The sequence below is a fragment of the Ponticoccus litoralis genome, assembly GCF_039769985.1.
Lineage (GTDB): Bacteria > Pseudomonadota > Alphaproteobacteria > Rhodobacterales > Rhodobacteraceae > Ponticoccus > Ponticoccus litoralis.
On sequence record NZ_JBDNCH010000002.1, the window covers coordinates 2,558,451 to 2,576,326 of the forward strand.

Sequence of the window (17,876 nt, forward strand, 5' to 3'; positions counted from 1 at the left end):
CTGGGGCTTGGCGCCCTACCGGCCATCGTCGAAAACGGTGCGGGCCTGTACCGGCCCGGTGTGGCCGATGGCGCAGCGCCGGGTTACGCCCGCATCCGCGCCGCGCTGGAGAGGCTGCCCGACCGGCTGCGTCAGCGCTTTCGCGGGTTCGGTGACATGACGGCGGCAGAGATCGCGGAGACGACCGGCCTGCCAGAGCAGGGCGCGGCGCTGGCCCGCCGTCGCGAACACTCGGAACCGGGGCTCTGGACGGGCGGCGACCGCGACCTCCGGGCGTTTCTTCAGGCCACTGGACCGGCAGGGCATCCATGCGCGGCACGGCGGGCGCTTTCTGACCCTGTCGCTGGGCCGGACCAAGGCGGACGGGCTGCGGCAGGTGGCGGCAGAGCTGTCGCCCGATACGGTCATCGCGCTGGGGGACGCGCCCAACGACGTGGATCTGCTGCAGGCGGCGGATGTGGGCGTGATCGTCCGCAACGACCATGCGCCCTCCATCGCCCCGCTGCCCGAAGAGGCCGGGGGCCGCATCCGCCGAACGAGGAAGATCGGCCCCGAGGGCTGGAACGATGCCGTGATCGGACTCGTTCAAGAGTTGCAGAAGGCAGGGGATTGAGACCATGGCCGATTTTCACCAGAACGGAAACATCGCGCAGTTTCACAACCTTCGGCAGCGCCCGTTAGAGGAGCTGGTCTACGAGATCGAGACCTTTGCGCAGACGCGGAAAATCACGCTGGTGCTGCCCTCGCTCTTCTCGGAACTCGAAGGCCCGGCACTGGGCAATATCCTCGACGAATTGCGCCAGGTCACCTACCTGCACCGCATCATCATCGGGCTGGACCGGGCCGACGAAAGCCAGTTCCGCCGCGCGCGCGACTTCTTTTCCAGACTGCCGCAGAACCACGTGGTGATCTGGAACGACAGCCCCCGGATGAAGGCGCTGGAAGAGCGGCTGACCGAGCACGGCCTTGCCCCCGAAGAGCCGGGCAAGGGCAAGAACATGTGGACCTGCATGGGCTACCTGATTTCCTGTCAGGACAGCGCCGTGATGGCCCTGCACGACTGCGATATCGTCACCTATGACCGCGAGATGCTGGCGCGGCTGGTCTACCCGGTGGTGAACCCGAACTTCCGCTACCAGCTGTCCAAGGGTTTCTACCCGCGCATCGGCGACGGCAAGCTGAACGGGCGGGTAACGCGGCTTCTGGTCTCGCCGCTGCTGATCGCGCTGAAGAAGGTGGTGGGCGACCGCGATTACATCGACTACCTGCGCGCCTTCCGCTACCCGCTGTCGGGGGAATTCGCGCTGCGCACCTCGCTTTTGCCCGACCTGCGCATCCCCTCGGACTGGGGGCTGGAAATCGGTGTCTTGTCAGAGGTCTGGCGCAATCTCGGGCGGCATTCGGTCTGTCAGGTCGAAATCTCGGATGCCTATGACCACAAGCATCAGGAGGTCAGCGAAGAGGACGCGCAGGGCGGGCTGAACCGCATGTCCACCGACATCTGCAAGGCGATCTTCCGCAAGCTCGCCGCCGACGGGACGGTGTTCACGGCGAACTCCTTCCGGGCGCTCAAGGCGACCTACTACCGCGTCGCGCTGGACCTGCTGGAGTTCTACGACAACGACGCCAAGATGAACGGGCTGACGCTGGACCGGCACCGCGAAGAGAAGACCATCGAGCTGTTCGCCGAGAATATCATGGTGGCCGGGCATACCTTCCTGGCCAAGCCCAACGAGGCGCCCTTCATCCCGAACTGGAGCCGGGTGAACGCCGCCGATCCGTCGCTGGTGGCCGAGCTGAAGGCGGCGGTGGCGGCGGACGAGGCGGAATTCGCGCCCATGCCGTTCTGAGGGGCAGCGGGGCGCTCGCCGGGGGCGGGCTTGGCCCCGACAGCATGCTCGCGGCGAAGAGGGCAGGGTGACCTGCGCAAGGCGTCTGGCCTGCGCCGCGTCACGCGATGCGGCCAGAGAGGCGGCAGCAGGCTGTTCGACCCCTGCGATCATGGGGCCTGTCCGGGCAGGGGGCCTATGGATGACCCGACCGGGCTGATGCGGCGCAGGGGGCGAAACGTTGTCGGCCCCGGTCGATCCTCGCGTGCTTCGTGCAGGTGGCCGAAGGCGCTCGGGCAACGCCGAAGCGCCGTCGGACATGTCGGCTTTCTGCGCCCTGCCCGGAAAGAGTCCGCTGGGGCCGAACGGGCGGCGGGCGGATCAGTCGGCGCTCGAAAGCGCCATGATCTGCCAGCCGGACCCGGTGTCGGTGAACTCCATCCGCAGCCGGTAGGATTCGCCGCTGGACGCGCCGCAGGCGGTGACGCTGGCCCGCAGCACGACAGAGGCAGACCGCCCGGACCGCGACTGGTTCAGGATGTCGAGCGCCTCGAGTCGCGCAGATGCCCGAGGCGGCGCTGTCGATGGCTTCGCGCTTTTCCGAAATCCACAGGGCAGAGGGGGCGCCATTGCCCGTCCGGTCCAGCCGCCGGAAATACTCGCGCGCCAGTCCGGTCAGTTCGGGCAGGGACACCGAAGCGCCAGAGCCGGAGCCGCCCCATGACAGGCCGGCCACCGGCGTCTGGGCGGGATAGGCCATGCTGTAATGCAGGCGGTCCCGTTCCTCGGCGGGCGTGTCCTGCGAAGGGAAGGCATCGCCCCGGTACAGCGCCACGTCCAGCATGGGATTTCCCTCGAACCCCTGGACCTGGCACCATCCCGACCAGCCGATCCCAAGGTTCAGACCGTCGAAGCGGACGAATTGCTCGTTTCCGCGCCTGCGGTAGTCGGCGACGCTGGGAACGTCTCCGAGGGTCATGGTGCCATAATCCTCGAACCCGTATTCCGAGTGGTTCCAGCCCCGGTAGGTATCGTAGAGGACGTTGTAGCACAGCATTTCCGCCTGCCCGCGGGTTAGATCCGGCGCGCGGTCCTCGGGCACATCGCCGGTCAGGCCGATGCCGAAGGTGTGGAACTGGTCGTTGGTGACGATGGTGTAGAACTCTTCGGGCGGCGTGCTGAACATCTTGGCGAAGAGGTCGGCATGGATCATCGACCCGGAGTAGCCGGTGCTGGCGACGCTGGCGGAAATCCGGGAAAAGGTGTTCTGGATATCGGCGAAGATGCCCAGGGCAGCCTTGAACGACAGGTCCAGTGGCACCAGTTGCTCTGCCTGGCCGGGCTTCAGGAAGGGCGCGTGAAACCCCAGCGTCGCGGTCGGGTGCATGTTCCGCGTCGGCGCACAGTAATAGGGCGCGCCGCCGCAGGTCCGTGCCGCCATGAAGATCAGCGCGCAGGCGGACAGGCACTGCTGATCCGCCTCGATGAAGGTGATCACGTTCATGAGGCTGTCGGCGATGGACAGCGCCTCTTTGACGCTGCCGCCGGGGGACGAGAGATACAGCTCGAAGTAGCGGCAGCTATCGCTGTCCCGGATCGCCTGCAGGCGGTCGCCGTCGCCGGGGTCGATCTGCCCGGTCAGCGAGGCCTCGCAACTGCCGCGCCGGGTGATCTCGGCGGCGGAGGCGGGAGTTCCCGGCGTTAGGCTGACGACAAGGCCAAGGGTCGCCAGGGTGAAGGCGGACAGAAGCGGGCGCAAAAGGCGCGGGTGTAGACAGGTCAATGTATCGGGTCCAATTCATGGAACAGACCGTCACGATGCCATGGTTCGCTGAATCCGCATAGCCTTTTGCCCTCTGCGGCCCCCGGGTCAGCGGTTGGTGATCCAGCGGCACTGGTAGGGCGCCAGAGTCACGCCGTCCTCTTCGGGGTGCAGGGTCTCGCCCGACAGCAGGTCGGTCCATGTCTCGTCCGCGATCAGGTTCAGCGCGCCGGGGGGCAGCTCGACCGTCTCTGCGCTGACGTTGTGCAGGGCAAAGATCGACTGGCTGCGGTCGATGGACTGGCGCCAGACGCAGAAGACGCGGTCGTCCACCGTCAGGGTGAAGTTGGTGGCATTGGGGTGAAAGGCGGGCTGCTTCGCGCGGATCTTCAGCCGGTCGGACAGCGCCGTCAGCACGCGGCTCTGATCGCTTTCGGGGTCCTCCAGCAGCCTGCGCAATGCGGGGTAGTCCCAGCGGTGGCGGTTGATCGCGCGGTTCATGCCGCGCCGGTCCACGCCCTCGAGATCGTTGGGCGTGCCCAGCATGGCATGAATGTAGAAGGCGGGCACCCCTTCCAGCGACATCACGATGGTCTGCGAGCAGAGGAAGCGCGGCACCTGCATCCCGTCCTCGCCCCTGTAGGTCTTCCTCACCGCCGAGAAATAGGTGGCGTTCAGCTCGTAGACGGCGGTGCCGCCATCGGGCAGCGCGCGCATCGAGGCGAGCCCGCCGCCCGATTGCACGGTGCGGATCATGCGGGCGATTTCCTCGTCCGGCAGCAGGCCCTCGGCGGGGCGCATGCCGATGCCGTCGTGGCTGGCGGAGAAGTTCAGGTAGGCGCAGCCCTGCGGCGCGGGCGGCATGGCGCGCTGCCACTTGGACAGCGAGACCGCGTTGCCCGAAAGCATGGCGTGCAGGATCAGCGGCGGCAGCGGGAAGTTGTAGATCCAATGCGCCTCGTTCAACTGGCCGAAGTACGACAGGTTCTCGGCCTTGGGGACGTTGGTTTCGGTCAGCAGGATCACGCTTTCGCTGGCGAAATCCGCGAGCACCCGCAGTAGCTGCACGATGGCATGGGTCTTGGGCAGGTGGATCGAGGGCGTGCCCGGCTCCTTCCAGACGAAGGCCACGGCGTCCAGACGGATGATCTTGACCCCCATGTCCACATGCAGGCGGATGATGCGCAGGATCTCCAGCAGCACCTCGGGGTTGCGGAAGTCGAGGTCGACCTGATCGTGGCTGAAGGTGCACCAGACGTGTTTGATCCCCTTCGCCGTCTCGACCTCTTGCAGCAGCGGCGTGGTGCGCGGGCGGACGACCATGGACAGGTCGTCGTCCGGGGAGGCCTCGAAGAAGAACCTGTCGTAGGGTTCCTGTCCCTGCCGGTAGGCGTTGAACCATGTGCCCTGGCTGCTGACGTGGTTCAGCACGAGGTCGGACATCAGGTCGAAATCCTCGCCGATGCGCTGGATGTCGGGCCAGTCGCCAAGCGCCGGGTTCACCTTGCGGTAGTCGGTCACCGCAAAGCCGTCGTCCGAGGTGAAGGGGAAGAAGGGCAGGATATGCACCCCGTTCACGGTGCCCTTCATGTAGCTGTTCAGGAAGTCGCGCAGCAGGTCGAGCGGCTTGTAGACGCCGTCGATCAGGCTGTCGCCATAGGTGATCAGCACCGCGTCCTTCTGAGACCAGAGCGCATTGCCCGGCCTGCGCGTGCGGCGCCGCCAGGTGCGGTCGGGCCAGAAGGCGTTCAGCACTTCAGCGGTCAGCGCGTCGCTATCCCGATCCGGGTAGAGGCGCATCAGAAGCGCCCTGAGACGGCTGTCGAGGGCAGCGGGGGCGGGTGCTGGCTTGGCGTCCGGCTGGGTCATGGCTCAAAGGGTATACGGCTCTGGCGGCGGGTAAAGGCCCGGGCGGCGAATGGCCGGGCCGGGATGGCGGCTTTATGGTGGGTGAGGGGTGGGGGCTGCCCATGAATTGGGCAGAACGCCGGCGGCGGTCCGATGGGGCGGTGTCGGAACCGGGGCTCTGCCCCGGACCCCGGGATATTTTCCGGACAGAAGAAGGACGGATGAGGGGAGGCCTGGGCCGTGCGGGCATGCGGCTGTGCAGGACGGCCGCCGGGGACGGGGCGGCGCGGTCCGGGGCGGATGTCAGGCGGCGTGCAATTCGGCGAGGACCTCGGACAGATGCCTGCGCCAGTCGGGGCGGGCGATGCCGAAGCGGTCTGCCAGTGACCTGCAGTCGAGGCGCGAGTTGAAGGGCCGTTCTGCCGGGGTCGGGAAGTCGGATGTGGGGATGTCGGTGATGCGGCAGGGCAGCCCGGCCTGCGCCATGATCTCGCGCGCGAAACCGGCCCAGCTTGTGTCCGGACCGCCTGAGAGGTGGTAGGTGCCGGGGGTGCCTTTGCCCTCTGCCAGCTGCCCGGCCATGGTCTGGCAGGCGCCCGCGATGGCGGCGGCGGGGGTCGGCCCGCCGATCTGGTCGGCCACCACGCTCAAGCTGTCGCGGCTGGCGCCGAGGCGCAGCATGGTCTTCACGAAATTGGCCCCATGGGCGGAGAAGACCCATGAGGTGCGCAGGATGGCATGGGCCGCATGGCTGTCGCGGATCGCCTGCTCTCCGGCCAGCTTGGAACGGTCGTAGGCGTTGAGCGGTCCGGTGGGGGCCCCGGGGTCGCGCGGGCTGTCGCCGCTGCCGTCGAAGACGTAATCGGTCGAGACATGCACCAGCGGGATGTCCAGCGCGGCGCAGGCCCGGGCCATGGCGCCGGGGGCCTCTGCATTGATCCGGGTGGCGAGGGGTTCCTCCTCTTCGGCCCGGTCGACGGCGGTATAGGCGGCGGCGTTGATGACCGCGCGCGGGCGGGCGTGGTGGATGGCCGTCGCGCAGGCCTGCGGGTCCGACAGGTCGGCCCGGTCGCGCCCCAGCAGGGTGACGCCGCCCAGGCGACCGAGTTCGGTGGCCACCTGGCCGGTCTTGCCGAAGACGAGGATCATGGCGGCTGTTCCTTCGGTGGCGATGCGCCGGTGGGCGCGCGGCGGGTCGGGGCTTGTGTAGCGCGCGCGACAGCGGCAGGGCAAGGAGAGGGCGCGCCGGGCCGGTCGGAGAGGCGGCTCTTCTGGCCGCCGCCGCAGGGGCAAACACCCCCGCGGTGTCCCGCAGGGGTGTCGTTTCCCGGTCAGGCCGCGCGGAGGGCCCGGCCCTCGCGCGGGCCGGGCGCGTCAGGGACCGAAGCCGTCGCGGCTCAGTCCAGCGCCTTGTCAGAGACCACGTGGGTCCATGCGCCCTCGGGCTGTTTGGTGATCACCGGGTCGGAGCCGCCCGCCAGCAGCGTTTCGACCGTGCGCTCGTAATCGGCGGGGTCCAGCGCGCCGTTGGAGCCCGCGGTCAGCTTGGCGACCTCGCCCATCATGCGGATCTGGTGCGCCTCGGTCTGGGCGCCGGTCTCGTCGTAGTCGAGCACGATCATCGCCGCCTCTTCGGTGTTCTCCTCGGCCCATTTCCAGCCCTGCATCGAGGCATCGACGAAGCGCGCCATCTTGTCGACGAAGGCTTCGTCCGAGAGGTTCTCTTCGAGCACGTAGAGGCCGTCCTCCATGGTGGCGACGCCCTGGTCCTGGTACTTGAAGGTGATCAGCTCGTCCTCGGTCACACCCGCATCGAGCACCTGGCCGAACTCGTTGTAGGTCATGGTCGAGATGCAATCGGCCTGCCGCTGCAGCAGCGGATCGACGTTGAAGCCCTGCTTGAGCACCTCGACCGAGCCCTCGGCCTTGCCGTCGGTGGCGATGCCAAGCGCCGACATCCACGACAGGAAGGGGTATTCGTTGCCGAAGAACCAGACCCCCAGCGTGCGGTTGTCGAGATCCTCGGGGCTTTCGATGCCCACGTCCTTCCAGCAGGTCAGCATCATGCCCGAGGCCTTGAAGGGCTGGGCGATATTGACCAGCGGCAACCCGTTCTCGCGCACCGCCAGCGCGGCGGGCATCCACTCGACGATCACGTCGGCGCCGCCGCCGGCGATCACCTGCGTCGGCGCGATGTCGGGGCCGCCGGGCAGGATGGTCACGTCAAGGCCGGCCTCTTCGTAGAAACCCTTTTCCAGCGCTACGTAGTAGCCCGCGAACTGGGCCTGCGTGACCCATTTCAGCTGCAGCGTGACCGCGTCGGCGGCCAGCGCCGGGCTGGCAAGGCCGAGGGCCGCGGTGGCGGCGATCCATGTCTGTTTCATTGGCAGTACCTCCTTGGTGGTCGTGGCCCGTTTGCCCGGGCCCGTTATCGGCTGCCCCTCTGCGAGGGGTGCCAGAAAGTCATGCGCTTCTCGACCAGCGCCGCAAGCCCGTAGGTCAGCGTGCCCGCGATGGCCGCGACGAGGATGGCGGCCCAGACCATGCCGAGATCGAGCTGCCCGATGCTGGTGGAGATGCGAAAGCCCAGACCCAGAGTCGGAGAGCCGAAGAATTCCGCGACGATGGCGCCGATCAGGGCCGAGGGTGGTGCAGATCTTGAGCCCGTTGAAGATGAAGGGCAGCGCGGCGGGCAGGCGCAGCTTCAGCAGCGTCTGGCCCCAGGAGGCGGCATAGGTGCGCATCAGGTCGCGCTGCATCGCCGTGGTGTCCGTCAGCCCCGCGACGCAGTTCACCAGCATCGGGAAGAAGACCATCAGCACCACGACCGCCGCCTTGGACTGCCAGCCGAAGCCGAACCACATGACGAGGATCGGCGCGGTGCCGACGATGGGCAGCGCCGCCATGAAGTTGCCCAGCGGCATGAGGCCCGCGCGCAGGAAGGGGCTGCGGTCGATCACCAGCGCCGTGACGAAGGCGGCGGAGCAGCCGATGAGGTACCCCGAAAGCGCGCCCTTGAGGATGGTCTGGGTGAAGTCGCTCCAGAGCAGCGGCAGGTTGGCGGCAAAGGTCTGGGCGATCTGGCTGGGCGGCGGCAGGATCACCCGGGGCACGCCGAGGCCGCGCACCGTCAGCTCCCACATGCCGATGAGGGTGGCGCCGAAGATCAGCGGCACCAGCAGGCGGGTGGTGGCGCGGTCGCGGGCGGGGCCGGTGGCGAGCCGCAGGTTGAGCGCGAGACCCGCGGCCCAGAGCGCGAGGGCGGCAAGAACCAGCATCATGGCGCGGGCCTTTCCCGGTGGGGGGCGGATTTCGGGACGAAATCCGCGCCGTTTTCCGGGCCGGAAAACGGGTTGCTGCGGGGGGTGGCGAAATCCGCGGCGGATTTCGCGTTTTCCGGTGCGGAAAACGGGTTTGCGGCGGTCATTGGCTCATCCCCATGCGTTTCAGGGTGCTGCGCTCGGCGGCACCGATGGCCCAGACCAACAGCGCGGCAAGGGCTGCGGCCATGAAGAGCGCGGCCCAGATCTGCGCGGTCTGGCCATAGTAGCTGCCCGCCAGCATGCGCGCGCCGAGGCCGCCTTTCTGGACCGGAAGCTCTCCGACGATGGCGCCCACGAGGCTGGCGGCGATGGCGATCTTGAGCGAGGCGAAGAGATAGGGCACCGAGGCGGGCAGCCGCAGCTTGCGCAGCACCGTGGCCTTGCTGGCGTTGTAGGTGTGCATCAGGTCCATCTGCATGGCGTCGGGGCTGCGAAGCCCCTTCACCATGCCCACGACCACCGGGAAGAAGGACAGGTAGGCCGAGATCACCGCCTTGGGGATCACCCCCTGCACGCCGATCGAGTAGAGCACCACGATGATCATCGGCGCCAGCGCCACGATGGGCACGGTCTGGCTGACGATGGCCCAGGGCATCACGCTCATGTCCATCACCCGGCTGTGCACGATGCCGATGGCCAGCAGCACGCCCAGCCCGGTGCCGATCAGGAAGCCCAGCAGTGTCGCGTTCAGCGTCACCAGCCCGTGGTAGATCAGCGAGCGGTTCGACAGGCTGCCGGAGTTCACCAGCCCGCGCCGTCCGTTCAGCTCTTCGTCGATGGTCGAGGTATAGAGTTCCGCCACCACCTGATGCGGGGCGGGCAGGCGGGGCCGGTCGAGGCTCCAGCTTTCGCCGAGGAGGCCTGTGTTTTGCAGCACCAGCGACCAGCTGCCCTGGTCCCGGCGCTCGACGGTAGCGTGGGCGGAGAGACCTCTGCCCCGGCGCGCTCGGCGCGGGTCAGCACCTCCTGCACGTTCATCGGCACGGCGGTCGCGTACCAGAGCGCCAGCACGGCGGCGATCATGGTGAGGATCGGCAGGGCGCGGGTCATGTCCGGGCCTCCCGTTGCGGTGTGGGGGAGAGGGCGACATGGCCCGGGCAGCCCGGGGCGGCGCCGGCATGCAGGCGCCGGGGCGAGGCGGTCACCCCGGCGGCAGCCGCAGGGCTGCGGCCCGGTGCCCAGAGGGGGATGGCGGCGATGGCAGCGCGGCGGCATGTGGCGCGCGCTGCGGGGCGGATCTTGCCGCGGGTCGGTGCCCCGGCGGCGAGGGGGCTGCGGCGGCGCGTGGCGGCGGGGAGCGTCAGGGGGCGGGTCATCGCTGCCACTCCATCCTGAGCATGGCCGGGGCACCCGCGCGGTCGGGCGGAAGCTCGGCGGTGGTGGTGAAGCCTTCGCGTTTGTAGAAGCCTATGGCCCGGATGTTCGGGACATAGACCGTCAGCCAGAGCTGGTCCCGCCCGTCCTTGGCGCGGTCCATCAGGCGCGTGCCGGTGCCCTTTCCGGGTTCGGCCAGGTAGAGCGCGCCGAGCTTGGCCTCGGCCGGGTCGATGGAGAGATAACCGGAGACGGGATCGCCACAGACATGGATCTCGCGCGCGGGAAAGGCCTCGAGGATATAGCCGGTCAGGGTTTCAAGGTCGGGCGTGTCGTGGATATAGCCCGTGGCCCGTTCCCAGTCGTGGACGAGGCGGGCGCAGGCGGGAATGTCGGCGCGCGTGGCGGGGCGGATCGGGGTCATGCGGCGCGGCCTTTCGGACGGGGCGTATGTGGCAGTGGTGCAGGAGGTATTTGGGCCAAGAAGAAGCCAGGCGAGGTGAGACCCCGGCGGCGGGGTGCGCGGGGCGCTTCGGTGTTTTGGCGCAGAAGAGACGCGGGCCTGCCTGCCGGAGCGGTCCGGGTCGCGTCTTGGCGCGGGAGCGGTGCGGGGATCCTGCCGTCCTCCCGCCTGTCCTGAGTCGCGCCGCCGCTGCGGTTGGGATCGGGGCGGTCGGCCCCGCCGGTCACATTATCGCGCGTGCCGGATCGGGTTCCGACCTCCGGCCAGTCCGCCCGGTGCAGGGGGGCGGAGGCGGCCCGGGCGGCGGGGAAGAACCCGGCGCGCCCGGAGGCGCGGAGGCCGGATGCGGGGCGGATGGCCCGGCAAAGGGGGCTGGGGCGCTCATTCCTGATACCCCGCGCGCAGGCCTTCGCGGACGCGGTGGGCGATCTCGATGAACTCCGGCGTGTCGCGGATGTCGAGCGGGCGGTCGCGCGGCAGGGGGCTTTCGATGACGTCGGTGATGCGGCCCGGGCGCGGGGACATGACGACGATATGGGTCGAGAGGTAGACCGCCTCGGGGATCGAATGGGTGACAAAGGCGATGGTCTTGCCGGTCTTGTCCCAGAGCCTGAGCAGTTCCTCGTTCAGCCGGTCGCGGACGATCTCGTCCAGTGCGCCGAAGGGTTCGTCCATCAGCAGCAGGTCGGCGTCGAAGGCCAGCGCGCGGGCGATCGAGGCGCGTTGCTGCATGCCGCCCGAGAGCTGCCAGGGGAATTTCTTCTCGAAGCCGGAGAGCTCTACCAGGTCGAGGACGCGGGCGGTGCGTTCCGCCTGTTCGGCCCTGGAAAAGCCCATGATCTCCAGCGGCAGGCGGATGTTGCCGCCGATGGTGCGCCGTGGGTAAAGCCCCGCCGCCTGGAAGACGTAGCCGTAGGCGCGGGCGCGGCGGGCCTCATCCGCCGTCATGCCGTTGACGGTGAGGCTGCCTCCGGTCGGTGTCTCCAGCGCCGCGATGCAGCGCAGAAAGGTGGTCTTGCCGCAGCCCGAGGGCCCGATGAAGGAGACGAAGGCGCCGGGTGGCACGTCGAGCGAGACATCCTTCAGCGCATGCACCGGACCGTCCGCCGTGTGAAAGGTCAGGTCGAGGTGGCTGGCGCGGATGACCGGTTGGTCGGGGCTGGCTTGGGTCTGGGTCATGGCGTCTTTTTGATCTTGGATCCTTGGGGGGGCGGTCGGGCGTCGGCAGGGGTCATGGCTTTGCCCAGAGCGCGGGATCGGCGAATTCCACCGAGTTGCCCGCCGGGTCGCGCACGTAGATCGAGCGCGGGCCGTGCGGCCAGTGAAAATCCGCCTCGATGGCGATGTGGTTTGCGGTCAGGTGGTCGCGCAGCCTGTCGAGGGAGGCGGCGGCAAAGCACAGGTGCCCGGGGCCTGACGCGCCATGCGGCGGGACGGGCAGGGCGCCTTTGGCGGGTGGCTGCCGCGTTGCGCTTGCGACGAAGCACAGGACGACGGTCTCGCCCGCGCGAAAGAAGACGTGGCGGCCATCGACGCGCAGGATACGCTCCAGCCCGAGGAGACCGGCGTAGAAGGCTTCGGCCTTGTCGAGGTCGTCGACGTAAAGCGCGGCTTCGAGCACGCCGGAGAGCGCGGGGGCGGTCATGAACGGCCTGCCCATGCGGCGCGCTGCGGGTCGCCGGGCCGGAAAGGCGGTGCGATCCCAGCCCGGTACGGACCTGCGGCGGCGCGGGCAGGCCCCGGGCGCTGGGGCCATGCCTTTGCGCCGTTTCCATGAGCGGTGCCCGACATCACACGCCGCTGGCCGGAATGCCCGAGCGTTCCACCGGGCGCGGCGCGGTCAGGGCCTTCCACTTCGACAGCGCCCTGTTGGTGGGCGTATTGCCGGTCCGCTTGACGAATTCGCCGTGGCCCGCGCGCGACCGCAGCTCTCCGTCGTAGACGGCGACATGGCCGCGGGTCAGGGTGAAGCGCGGCAGGCCCTTGACCTTGTGGCCCTCGAAGACGTTGTAATCGATGGCAGAAACCTGCGTGCCGGCGGTGATGGTCTTTTCCTTCTCGGGGTCCCAGACCACGATATCGGCATCGGCGCCGGGCAGGATCGCGCCCTTGCGGGGGTAGCAGTTGAGGATCTTGGCGATATTGGTCGAGGTCATGGCGACGAATTCCTCGGGCGTCAGGCGACCGGTTCCGACGCCATGGGTCCAGAGCATCGGCAGCCGGTCTTCCAGACCGCCGGTGCCATTGGGGATCTTGGTGAAATCGCCGAGACCATAGCGCTTCTGCTCGGTGGTGAAGGCACAATGGTCGGTGGCCACGACCGACAGGGACCCCGCCTGCAGCCCCGCCCAGAGGCTGTCCTGATGCCTCTTGTTGCGGAAGGGCGGCGACATGACGCGCCGCGCCGCGTGGTCCCAGTCGGGATGGGCGTATTCGCTGTCGTCCAGCGTCAGATGCTGGATCAGCGGCTCGCCCCAGACGCGCTTGCCCTGCTGGCGGGCGCGGCGGATGGCCTCATGCGCCTCTTCGCAGGAGACGTGGACGATGTACAAAGGCACGCCCGCCATATCGGCGATCATGATGGCGCGGTTGGCGGCCTCGCCCTCGACCTCGGGGGGCGCGAATAGGCATGCGCCTCGGGCCCGGTATTGCCCGCCGCCAGCAGCTGCTGCTGCAGGTCGGCCACCACGTCGCCGTTCTCGGCATGGACCATGGCGATGCCGCCCAACTCGCCGATCCGGCGGAACGAGGCATACATCTCGTCGTCCTGCACCATCAGCGCACCCTTGTAGGCCATGAAGTGCTTGAAGGTGGTGATGCCACGGTCCTCGATCACCGTCTTGATCTCGTCGAAGACCTGCTCGCCCCACCATGTCACGGCCATGTGGTAGCTATAGTCGCAATGGGCGAGGCCCGACTTGTTGTCCCACATCTGAAGCGCGTCCAGCAGGCCCTGACCGGGCGAGGGCAGGGCGAAGTCGATCACCATGGTGGTGCCGCCCGCCAGCGCCGCCTGGGTGCCAGAGTCGAAATTGTCGGTGGAATAGGTGCCCATGAAGGGCATCTCCAGATGCGTATGCGGGTCGATCCCGCCGGGCATGACATAGCAGCCGGTGGCGTCCAGCGTCTCATCGCCCGACAGGCCTTCGCCGACCTCGACGATCCGGCTCGCCCTCGATCAGCACATCGGCCTTGTAGCTGCGGTCATGGGTGACGACGGTGCCGTTCTTGATCACTGTGGTCATGGGGTCTCTCCTGTCGTTTGTGCCCCGCCGGGGCCGCCGGTCTTCAGCCGACGCATGTCAGAAAATGGTGCCGCCCGTCCCGGCGGTCTTGCAAACGGAAATCCTCGCGGGCGAAGACTTCGGCGACCGGGAGGCTCTCGGGCCGACCCAAAGGGGCAGCGCCAGGCCCCGGGGCTGCCGCGCCGGGGCGCCGAGGGCCGGCATCCGCGCCAGCCCGGCAACCACTGCAATCCCAAGTCTCATCTCGCGCACCGTCCCGTGTTTCTTCTTGGTCCAAATACCCTCGGGGGTGGGCCCGCAGGGTCAGGGGGCAGCGCCCCCTATGCGACGATCTGTGCCGTCTCGACGACCGCGTGGAACAGCACGTCGGCCCCGGCCCGCGCCCAGTCCTTGCTGATCTCTTCCGCCTCGTTGTGCGACAGGCCGTCCACGCAGGGGCACATGATCATCGCGGTGGGGGCGACCTGGTTGATCCAGCAGGCGTCATGCCCCGCGCCCGAGATGATGTCGCGATGCGCATAGCCCAGCCGTTCCGCCGCCGCGCGCACGGCGCCCACGCAGGTCTCGTCGAAGGCCACGGGGTCGAAACCGCCGACCTTTTCAAAGGCCACCTCCAGCCCCATCTCGTCGCAGATCGCCTGCGCCTCGGTCCTGAGCCGCGCCTCCATGTCCTCGATCACCGACAGCTCGGGAGAGCGGAAGTCGACGGTGAAGATCACCTTGCCGGGGATCACGTTGCGCGAATTGGGGTAGACGTCGATGTGCCCCGCGGCGCCGACGGCGTCGGGCTTGTGGCTCCAGGCGATCTCGTCGACCTTCTCGAGGATGCGCGCCATCCCCAGTGCCCGCGTTGCGGCGCATCGGCATGGGGGTCGAGCCGGTATGCGCATCCTTGCCGGTCACGGTGACCTGGGTCCAGGACAGGCCCTGCCCATGGGTGACGACGCCGATCTGCTTACCCTCGGCCTCCAGGATGGGGCCCTGTTCGATGTGCAGCTCGAAGAAGGCGTGCATCTTGCGCGCGCCAACCGCTTCCTCGCCCTTCCAGCCGATGCGGTCGAGTTCGGCGCCGAAACTCTTGCCCGCCGCGTCCTGCCGGGCATAGGCCCAGTCCTGCGTATGCACACCGGCGAAGACGCCCGAGGCCAGCATGGCGGGGGCAAAGCGCGTGCCCTCTTCGTTGGTCCAGTTGGTGACGACGATGGGGTGCTTCGTGCGGATGCCGGTGTCGTTCAGCGTGCGGACCAGCTCCAGCCCGCCCAGCACGCCCAGAACGCCGTCGTATTTGCCGCCGGTGGGCTGCGTGTCGAGATGGGATCCCACGTAGACCGGCAGCGCCTCCGGGTCGGTGCCCGGGCGGGTGAAGAACATGTTGCCCATGGTGTCGAGGCCCATGGTCATCCCGGCCTCTTCGCACCAGCGCCGGAACAGCGCGCGGCCCTCGGCATCCGCGTCGGTCAGCGTCTGGCGGTTGTTGCCGCCCGCCACGCCGGGGCCGATCCCGGCCATCTCCATCAGGCTGTCCCACAGCCGGTCGCCGTCGATCTTCAGGTTCGCTGCCTGAGTCGCCATATCTTTCCCCGTCATATCCGGCCCGTCTTGCGCGGGCCTGTTTCGATTTGACCAATCGGTCAAAACAACGCTAACAGAGGTCGGCATTCAGTCAAGCGGCATGCCGCGCAAAGCGGCATCTGCACGATTACGGGGCGGATCGGGACGGAACATGGCGGATATTTCGGCAAACGGAGCCCCCAAGCCCCCGCAGACCCGGATTCAGCGCCGCAAGCGCGAGGCCATTCTCGAAGCCGGGCTGACGATTTTCTCCGAGGCCGGGTTCCGGGGCGCGACGCTGGACCGGATCGCCTCCGAGGCCGGGCTGTCGAAGCCGAACCTGCTGTATTACTTCGCCTCCAAGGACGCGATCTACGACGCGCTGCTGCACGGCCTTCTGGAAACCTGGCTCGATCCGCTGCGGGCGCTCGACCCCCAGTGGCGAACCGGTGGACGAGATCCTCGCCTACGTCCGGCGCAAGCTGGAAATGGCCCGCGATTTCCCGCGCGAAAGCCGTCTTTTCGCAAACGAGATCATCCAGGGCGCGCCGCAGATGCAGGCGTTTCTTGAAGGCGAATTGCGCGATCTCGTGGACCAGACGGCGGCGGTGATCGACGGCTGGGTCGCCGAGGGGCGGTTGGCCGAGGTCAACGCCCGTCACCTGATCTTCTCGATCTGGGCGCAGACCCAGCACTATGCCGATTTCGATGTGCAGGTGCGGGCGGTGCTGGGCGGACAGGATTTCGAAGGCGCGGCGCAGCATCTCGAGACGCTCTTCGGGCGGATGCTGAAGACCTGAGGCCGCGGGGCCGGTGGCGGGACGGGTTTGCCCGGAAGCCGCGGCAGGATCCGCGCGTCTGGCGCATTTGACCGGGCAGGTTAACCGAAGCGTAACCCTGTCGGGGCAAGAATGCGCTCATGCCGACGCTCCGCCTGACCCATCACGCCGCAAACGAACGCTGGCTTGCGCAGATCTTCGACGCCAAGGCGGCGCGCAGGGGCGGCATCGTCCGCCGCGCCGTCCGCGACGTGGAGCGTGAGATCGGGCGCGACCGGCTGAAGGCAGAGGTGGCGGGACGGGGCTTTCACATGATCGAATGCGGCGGGCAGTTCGTGATCATCTGCCGGGCTTCGGACCTCGTGGTGCACGTCTGATCCGCGCGGGGTCAGGCTTTTCGCCGAAAAGCCTGACCGGGCAAGAGTTCTCGTCGAGAACTCTTGCGAGACGGCGCCGTTACTCTGCCGCCTTGGCCATGGGGTTGTTCGGATGGGTCGTCCAGTTGGCGTAATCCGCCTCGACGGTGCGGCCGGTGCGCGGGTCGGTGGCGCCGGGGGCCAGACGCTCCATGGTGATGCAGTCCTCGACCGGGCAGACGTCGATGCACAGGTTGCAGGCCACGCATTCCGCGTCGTTGACCTCGAACACCCGGCCTTCCTTCATCCAGATCGCCTGGTGGCTGGTGTCCTCGCAGGCGGCATAGCAGCGTCCGCACTTGATGCAGGCGTCCTGGTCGATGCGGGCCTTGGTCACGTAGTTGAGGTTCAGGTACTGCCAGTCGGTGACGTTCGGCACCGCCTTGCCGATGAAGTCCGAGGTCCGGGTGTAGCCCTTTTCGTCCATCCATTGCGACAGGCCGCGCTTCATCTCTTCGACCACCTTGAAGCCATAGGTCATAGCAGCGGTGCAGACCTGTACGTTGCCGCAGCCCAGCACCATGAATTCCGCCGCGTCGCGCCACGTGGTGACGCCGCCGATGCCGCTGATCGGCAGGCCCCGGGTCGCGGCGTCGCGGGCGATCTCCGAGACCATGGACAGCGCGATCGGCTTGACCGCCGGGCCGCAGTAGCCGCCGTGGCTGCCCTTGCCGTCGATGGTCGGTTCGGGGGCGAAATTGTCCAGATCGACCGAGGTGATCGAGTTGATCGTATTGATCAGGCTGACCGCATCGGCGCCACCGTTCTTCGCCGCCGCGGCGGGTTTGCGGATGTCGGTGATATTGGGCGTCAGCTTCACGATCACCGGGCGGTCGTAGTACTGCTTGCACCAGCGGGTGACCATCTCGATATATTCCGGCACCTGTCCCACCGCCGCGCCCATGCCGCGTTCCGACATGCCGTGCGGGCAGCCGAAGTTCAGCTCGATCCCGTCGGCGCCGGTTTCCATCACGCGCGGCAGGATGGCCTTCCAAGCGGCCTCTTCGCAGGGCACCATGATCGAGGCGATCAGCGCGCGATCCGGGTAGTCGGCCTTCACGCGGGCCATTTCCTCGAGGTTGGTGTCCAGCGGGCGGTCGGTGATCAGCTCGATATTGTTGATCCCCAGCACCCGGCGGTCGGCGCCGTGGATCACGCCATAGCGCGGGCCGTTGACGTTCACGACCGGCGGGCCTTCGGCGCCCAGCGTCTTCCAGACGACGCCGCCCCAGCCCGCCTCGAAGGCGCGGCGGACGTTGTATTCCTTGTCGGTCGGCGGCGCCGAGGCCAGCCAGAAGGGGTTGGGCGAGGTGATTCCGATGAAGTCTGTCGTGAGGTCGGCCATG

12 protein-coding genes and 5 pseudogenes are annotated in these 17,876 nt (G+C 68.0%); 4 read left to right on the forward strand and 13 right to left on the reverse strand.

Annotation, left to right across the window (positions count from 1 at the left end; translation table 11 throughout):
• Positions 1 to 15 precede the first annotated feature (15 nt).
• Entirely contained in the window at positions 16 to 231 is a 216-nt protein-coding gene (locus ABFB10_RS13765) for a hypothetical protein (protein ID WP_347166947.1), read from the reverse strand.
• 145 nt (positions 232 to 376) lie between these two features.
• Between ABFB10_RS13765 and ABFB10_RS13770 the strand changes: the two genes are divergently transcribed.
• Both ABFB10_RS13770 and ABFB10_RS13775 read left to right on the forward strand, forming a co-directional pair.
• Positions 377 to 613, forward strand: a complete 237-nt coding sequence (locus tag ABFB10_RS13770; protein ID WP_347166948.1) for an HAD hydrolase family protein — start codon at positions 377 to 379, stop codon at positions 611 to 613.
• Between the two features lie 4 nt (positions 614 to 617).
• On the forward strand, positions 618 to 1,850 hold the full coding sequence (locus ABFB10_RS13775) for a glycosyltransferase family protein (protein WP_347166949.1): 1,233 nt from the start codon (positions 618 to 620) through the stop codon (positions 1,848 to 1,850).
• Between the two features lie 175 nt (positions 1,851 to 2,025).
• On the opposite strand, the gene ABFB10_RS13780 is transcribed toward ABFB10_RS13775, so the two are convergent.
• From ABFB10_RS13780 to ABFB10_RS13830, 11 genes and pseudogenes are all read right to left on the reverse strand, one after another.
• Positions 2,026 to 3,612, reverse strand: coding sequence for a hypothetical protein (locus ABFB10_RS13780; protein ID WP_347166950.1), 1,587 nt, complete (start codon positions 3,610 to 3,612; stop codon positions 2,026 to 2,028).
• Between the two features lie 87 nt (positions 3,613 to 3,699).
• The gene (locus ABFB10_RS13785; protein ID WP_347166951.1) at positions 3,700 to 5,391 is read right to left on the reverse strand and encodes an alpha-amylase family glycosyl hydrolase; all 1,692 of its coding nucleotides are present in this window, start codon (positions 5,389 to 5,391) and stop codon (positions 3,700 to 3,702) included.
• Between the two features lie 351 nt (positions 5,392 to 5,742).
• Positions 5,743 to 6,588 carry a dTDP-4-dehydrorhamnose reductase gene (rfbD, locus tag ABFB10_RS13790; protein WP_347166952.1) on the reverse strand — a complete coding sequence of 282 codons (846 nt, stop codon included), beginning with the start codon at positions 6,586 to 6,588 and terminating at the stop codon, positions 5,743 to 5,745.
• 248 nt (positions 6,589 to 6,836) lie between these two features.
• The gene (locus ABFB10_RS13795) at positions 6,837 to 7,823 is read right to left on the reverse strand and encodes an ABC transporter substrate-binding protein (protein WP_347166953.1); all 987 of its coding nucleotides are present in this window, start codon (positions 7,821 to 7,823) and stop codon (positions 6,837 to 6,839) included.
• 44 nt (positions 7,824 to 7,867) lie between these two features.
• Positions 7,868 to 8,720 (reverse strand): annotated as a pseudogene (locus ABFB10_RS13800) (ABC transporter permease).
• 142 nt (positions 8,721 to 8,862) lie between these two features.
• Positions 8,863 to 9,812: pseudogene (locus ABFB10_RS13805) on the reverse strand (ABC transporter permease).
• 262 nt (positions 9,813 to 10,074) lie between these two features.
• Positions 10,075 to 10,500 (reverse strand): GNAT family N-acetyltransferase, encoded by a 426-nt coding sequence (locus tag ABFB10_RS13810; protein WP_347166954.1) that lies wholly within the window; start codon positions 10,498 to 10,500, stop codon positions 10,075 to 10,077.
• Positions 10,501 to 10,920: 420 nt separating this feature from the next.
• On the reverse strand, positions 10,921 to 11,718 hold the full coding sequence (locus ABFB10_RS13815; protein ID WP_347166955.1) for an ABC transporter ATP-binding protein: 798 nt from the start codon (positions 11,716 to 11,718) through the stop codon (positions 10,921 to 10,923).
• 52 nt (positions 11,719 to 11,770) lie between these two features.
• A complete protein-coding gene (locus ABFB10_RS13820; protein ID WP_347166956.1) occupies positions 11,771 to 12,184 on the reverse strand; it encodes a VOC family protein in 414 nt (137 codons plus the stop codon).
• Between the two features lie 145 nt (positions 12,185 to 12,329).
• A pseudogene (hydA, locus tag ABFB10_RS13825) lies at positions 12,330 to 13,784 on the reverse strand (dihydropyrimidinase).
• Positions 13,785 to 14,104: 320 nt separating this feature from the next.
• Positions 14,105 to 15,356, reverse strand: a pseudogene (locus ABFB10_RS13830) (Zn-dependent hydrolase).
• A gap of 151 nt (positions 15,357 to 15,507) precedes the next feature.
• Here ABFB10_RS13830 and ABFB10_RS13835 point away from each other — a divergent pair.
• A pseudogene (locus ABFB10_RS13835) lies at positions 15,508 to 16,135 on the forward strand (TetR family transcriptional regulator C-terminal domain-containing protein).
• Between the two features lie 119 nt (positions 16,136 to 16,254).
• Positions 16,255 to 16,491: a hypothetical protein gene (locus tag ABFB10_RS13840; RefSeq protein WP_206564039.1), complete on the forward strand. Its 237-nt coding sequence runs from the start codon at positions 16,255 to 16,257 to the stop codon at positions 16,489 to 16,491.
• 79 nt (positions 16,492 to 16,570) lie between these two features.
• Here the strand turns inward: ABFB10_RS13840 and preA are convergent, their stop codons facing one another.
• On the reverse strand, positions 16,571 to 17,875 hold the full coding sequence (gene preA, locus ABFB10_RS13845; RefSeq protein WP_347166957.1) for an NAD-dependent dihydropyrimidine dehydrogenase subunit PreA: 1,305 nt from the start codon (positions 17,873 to 17,875) through the stop codon (positions 16,571 to 16,573).
• Position 17,876: the final 1 nt, after the last annotated feature.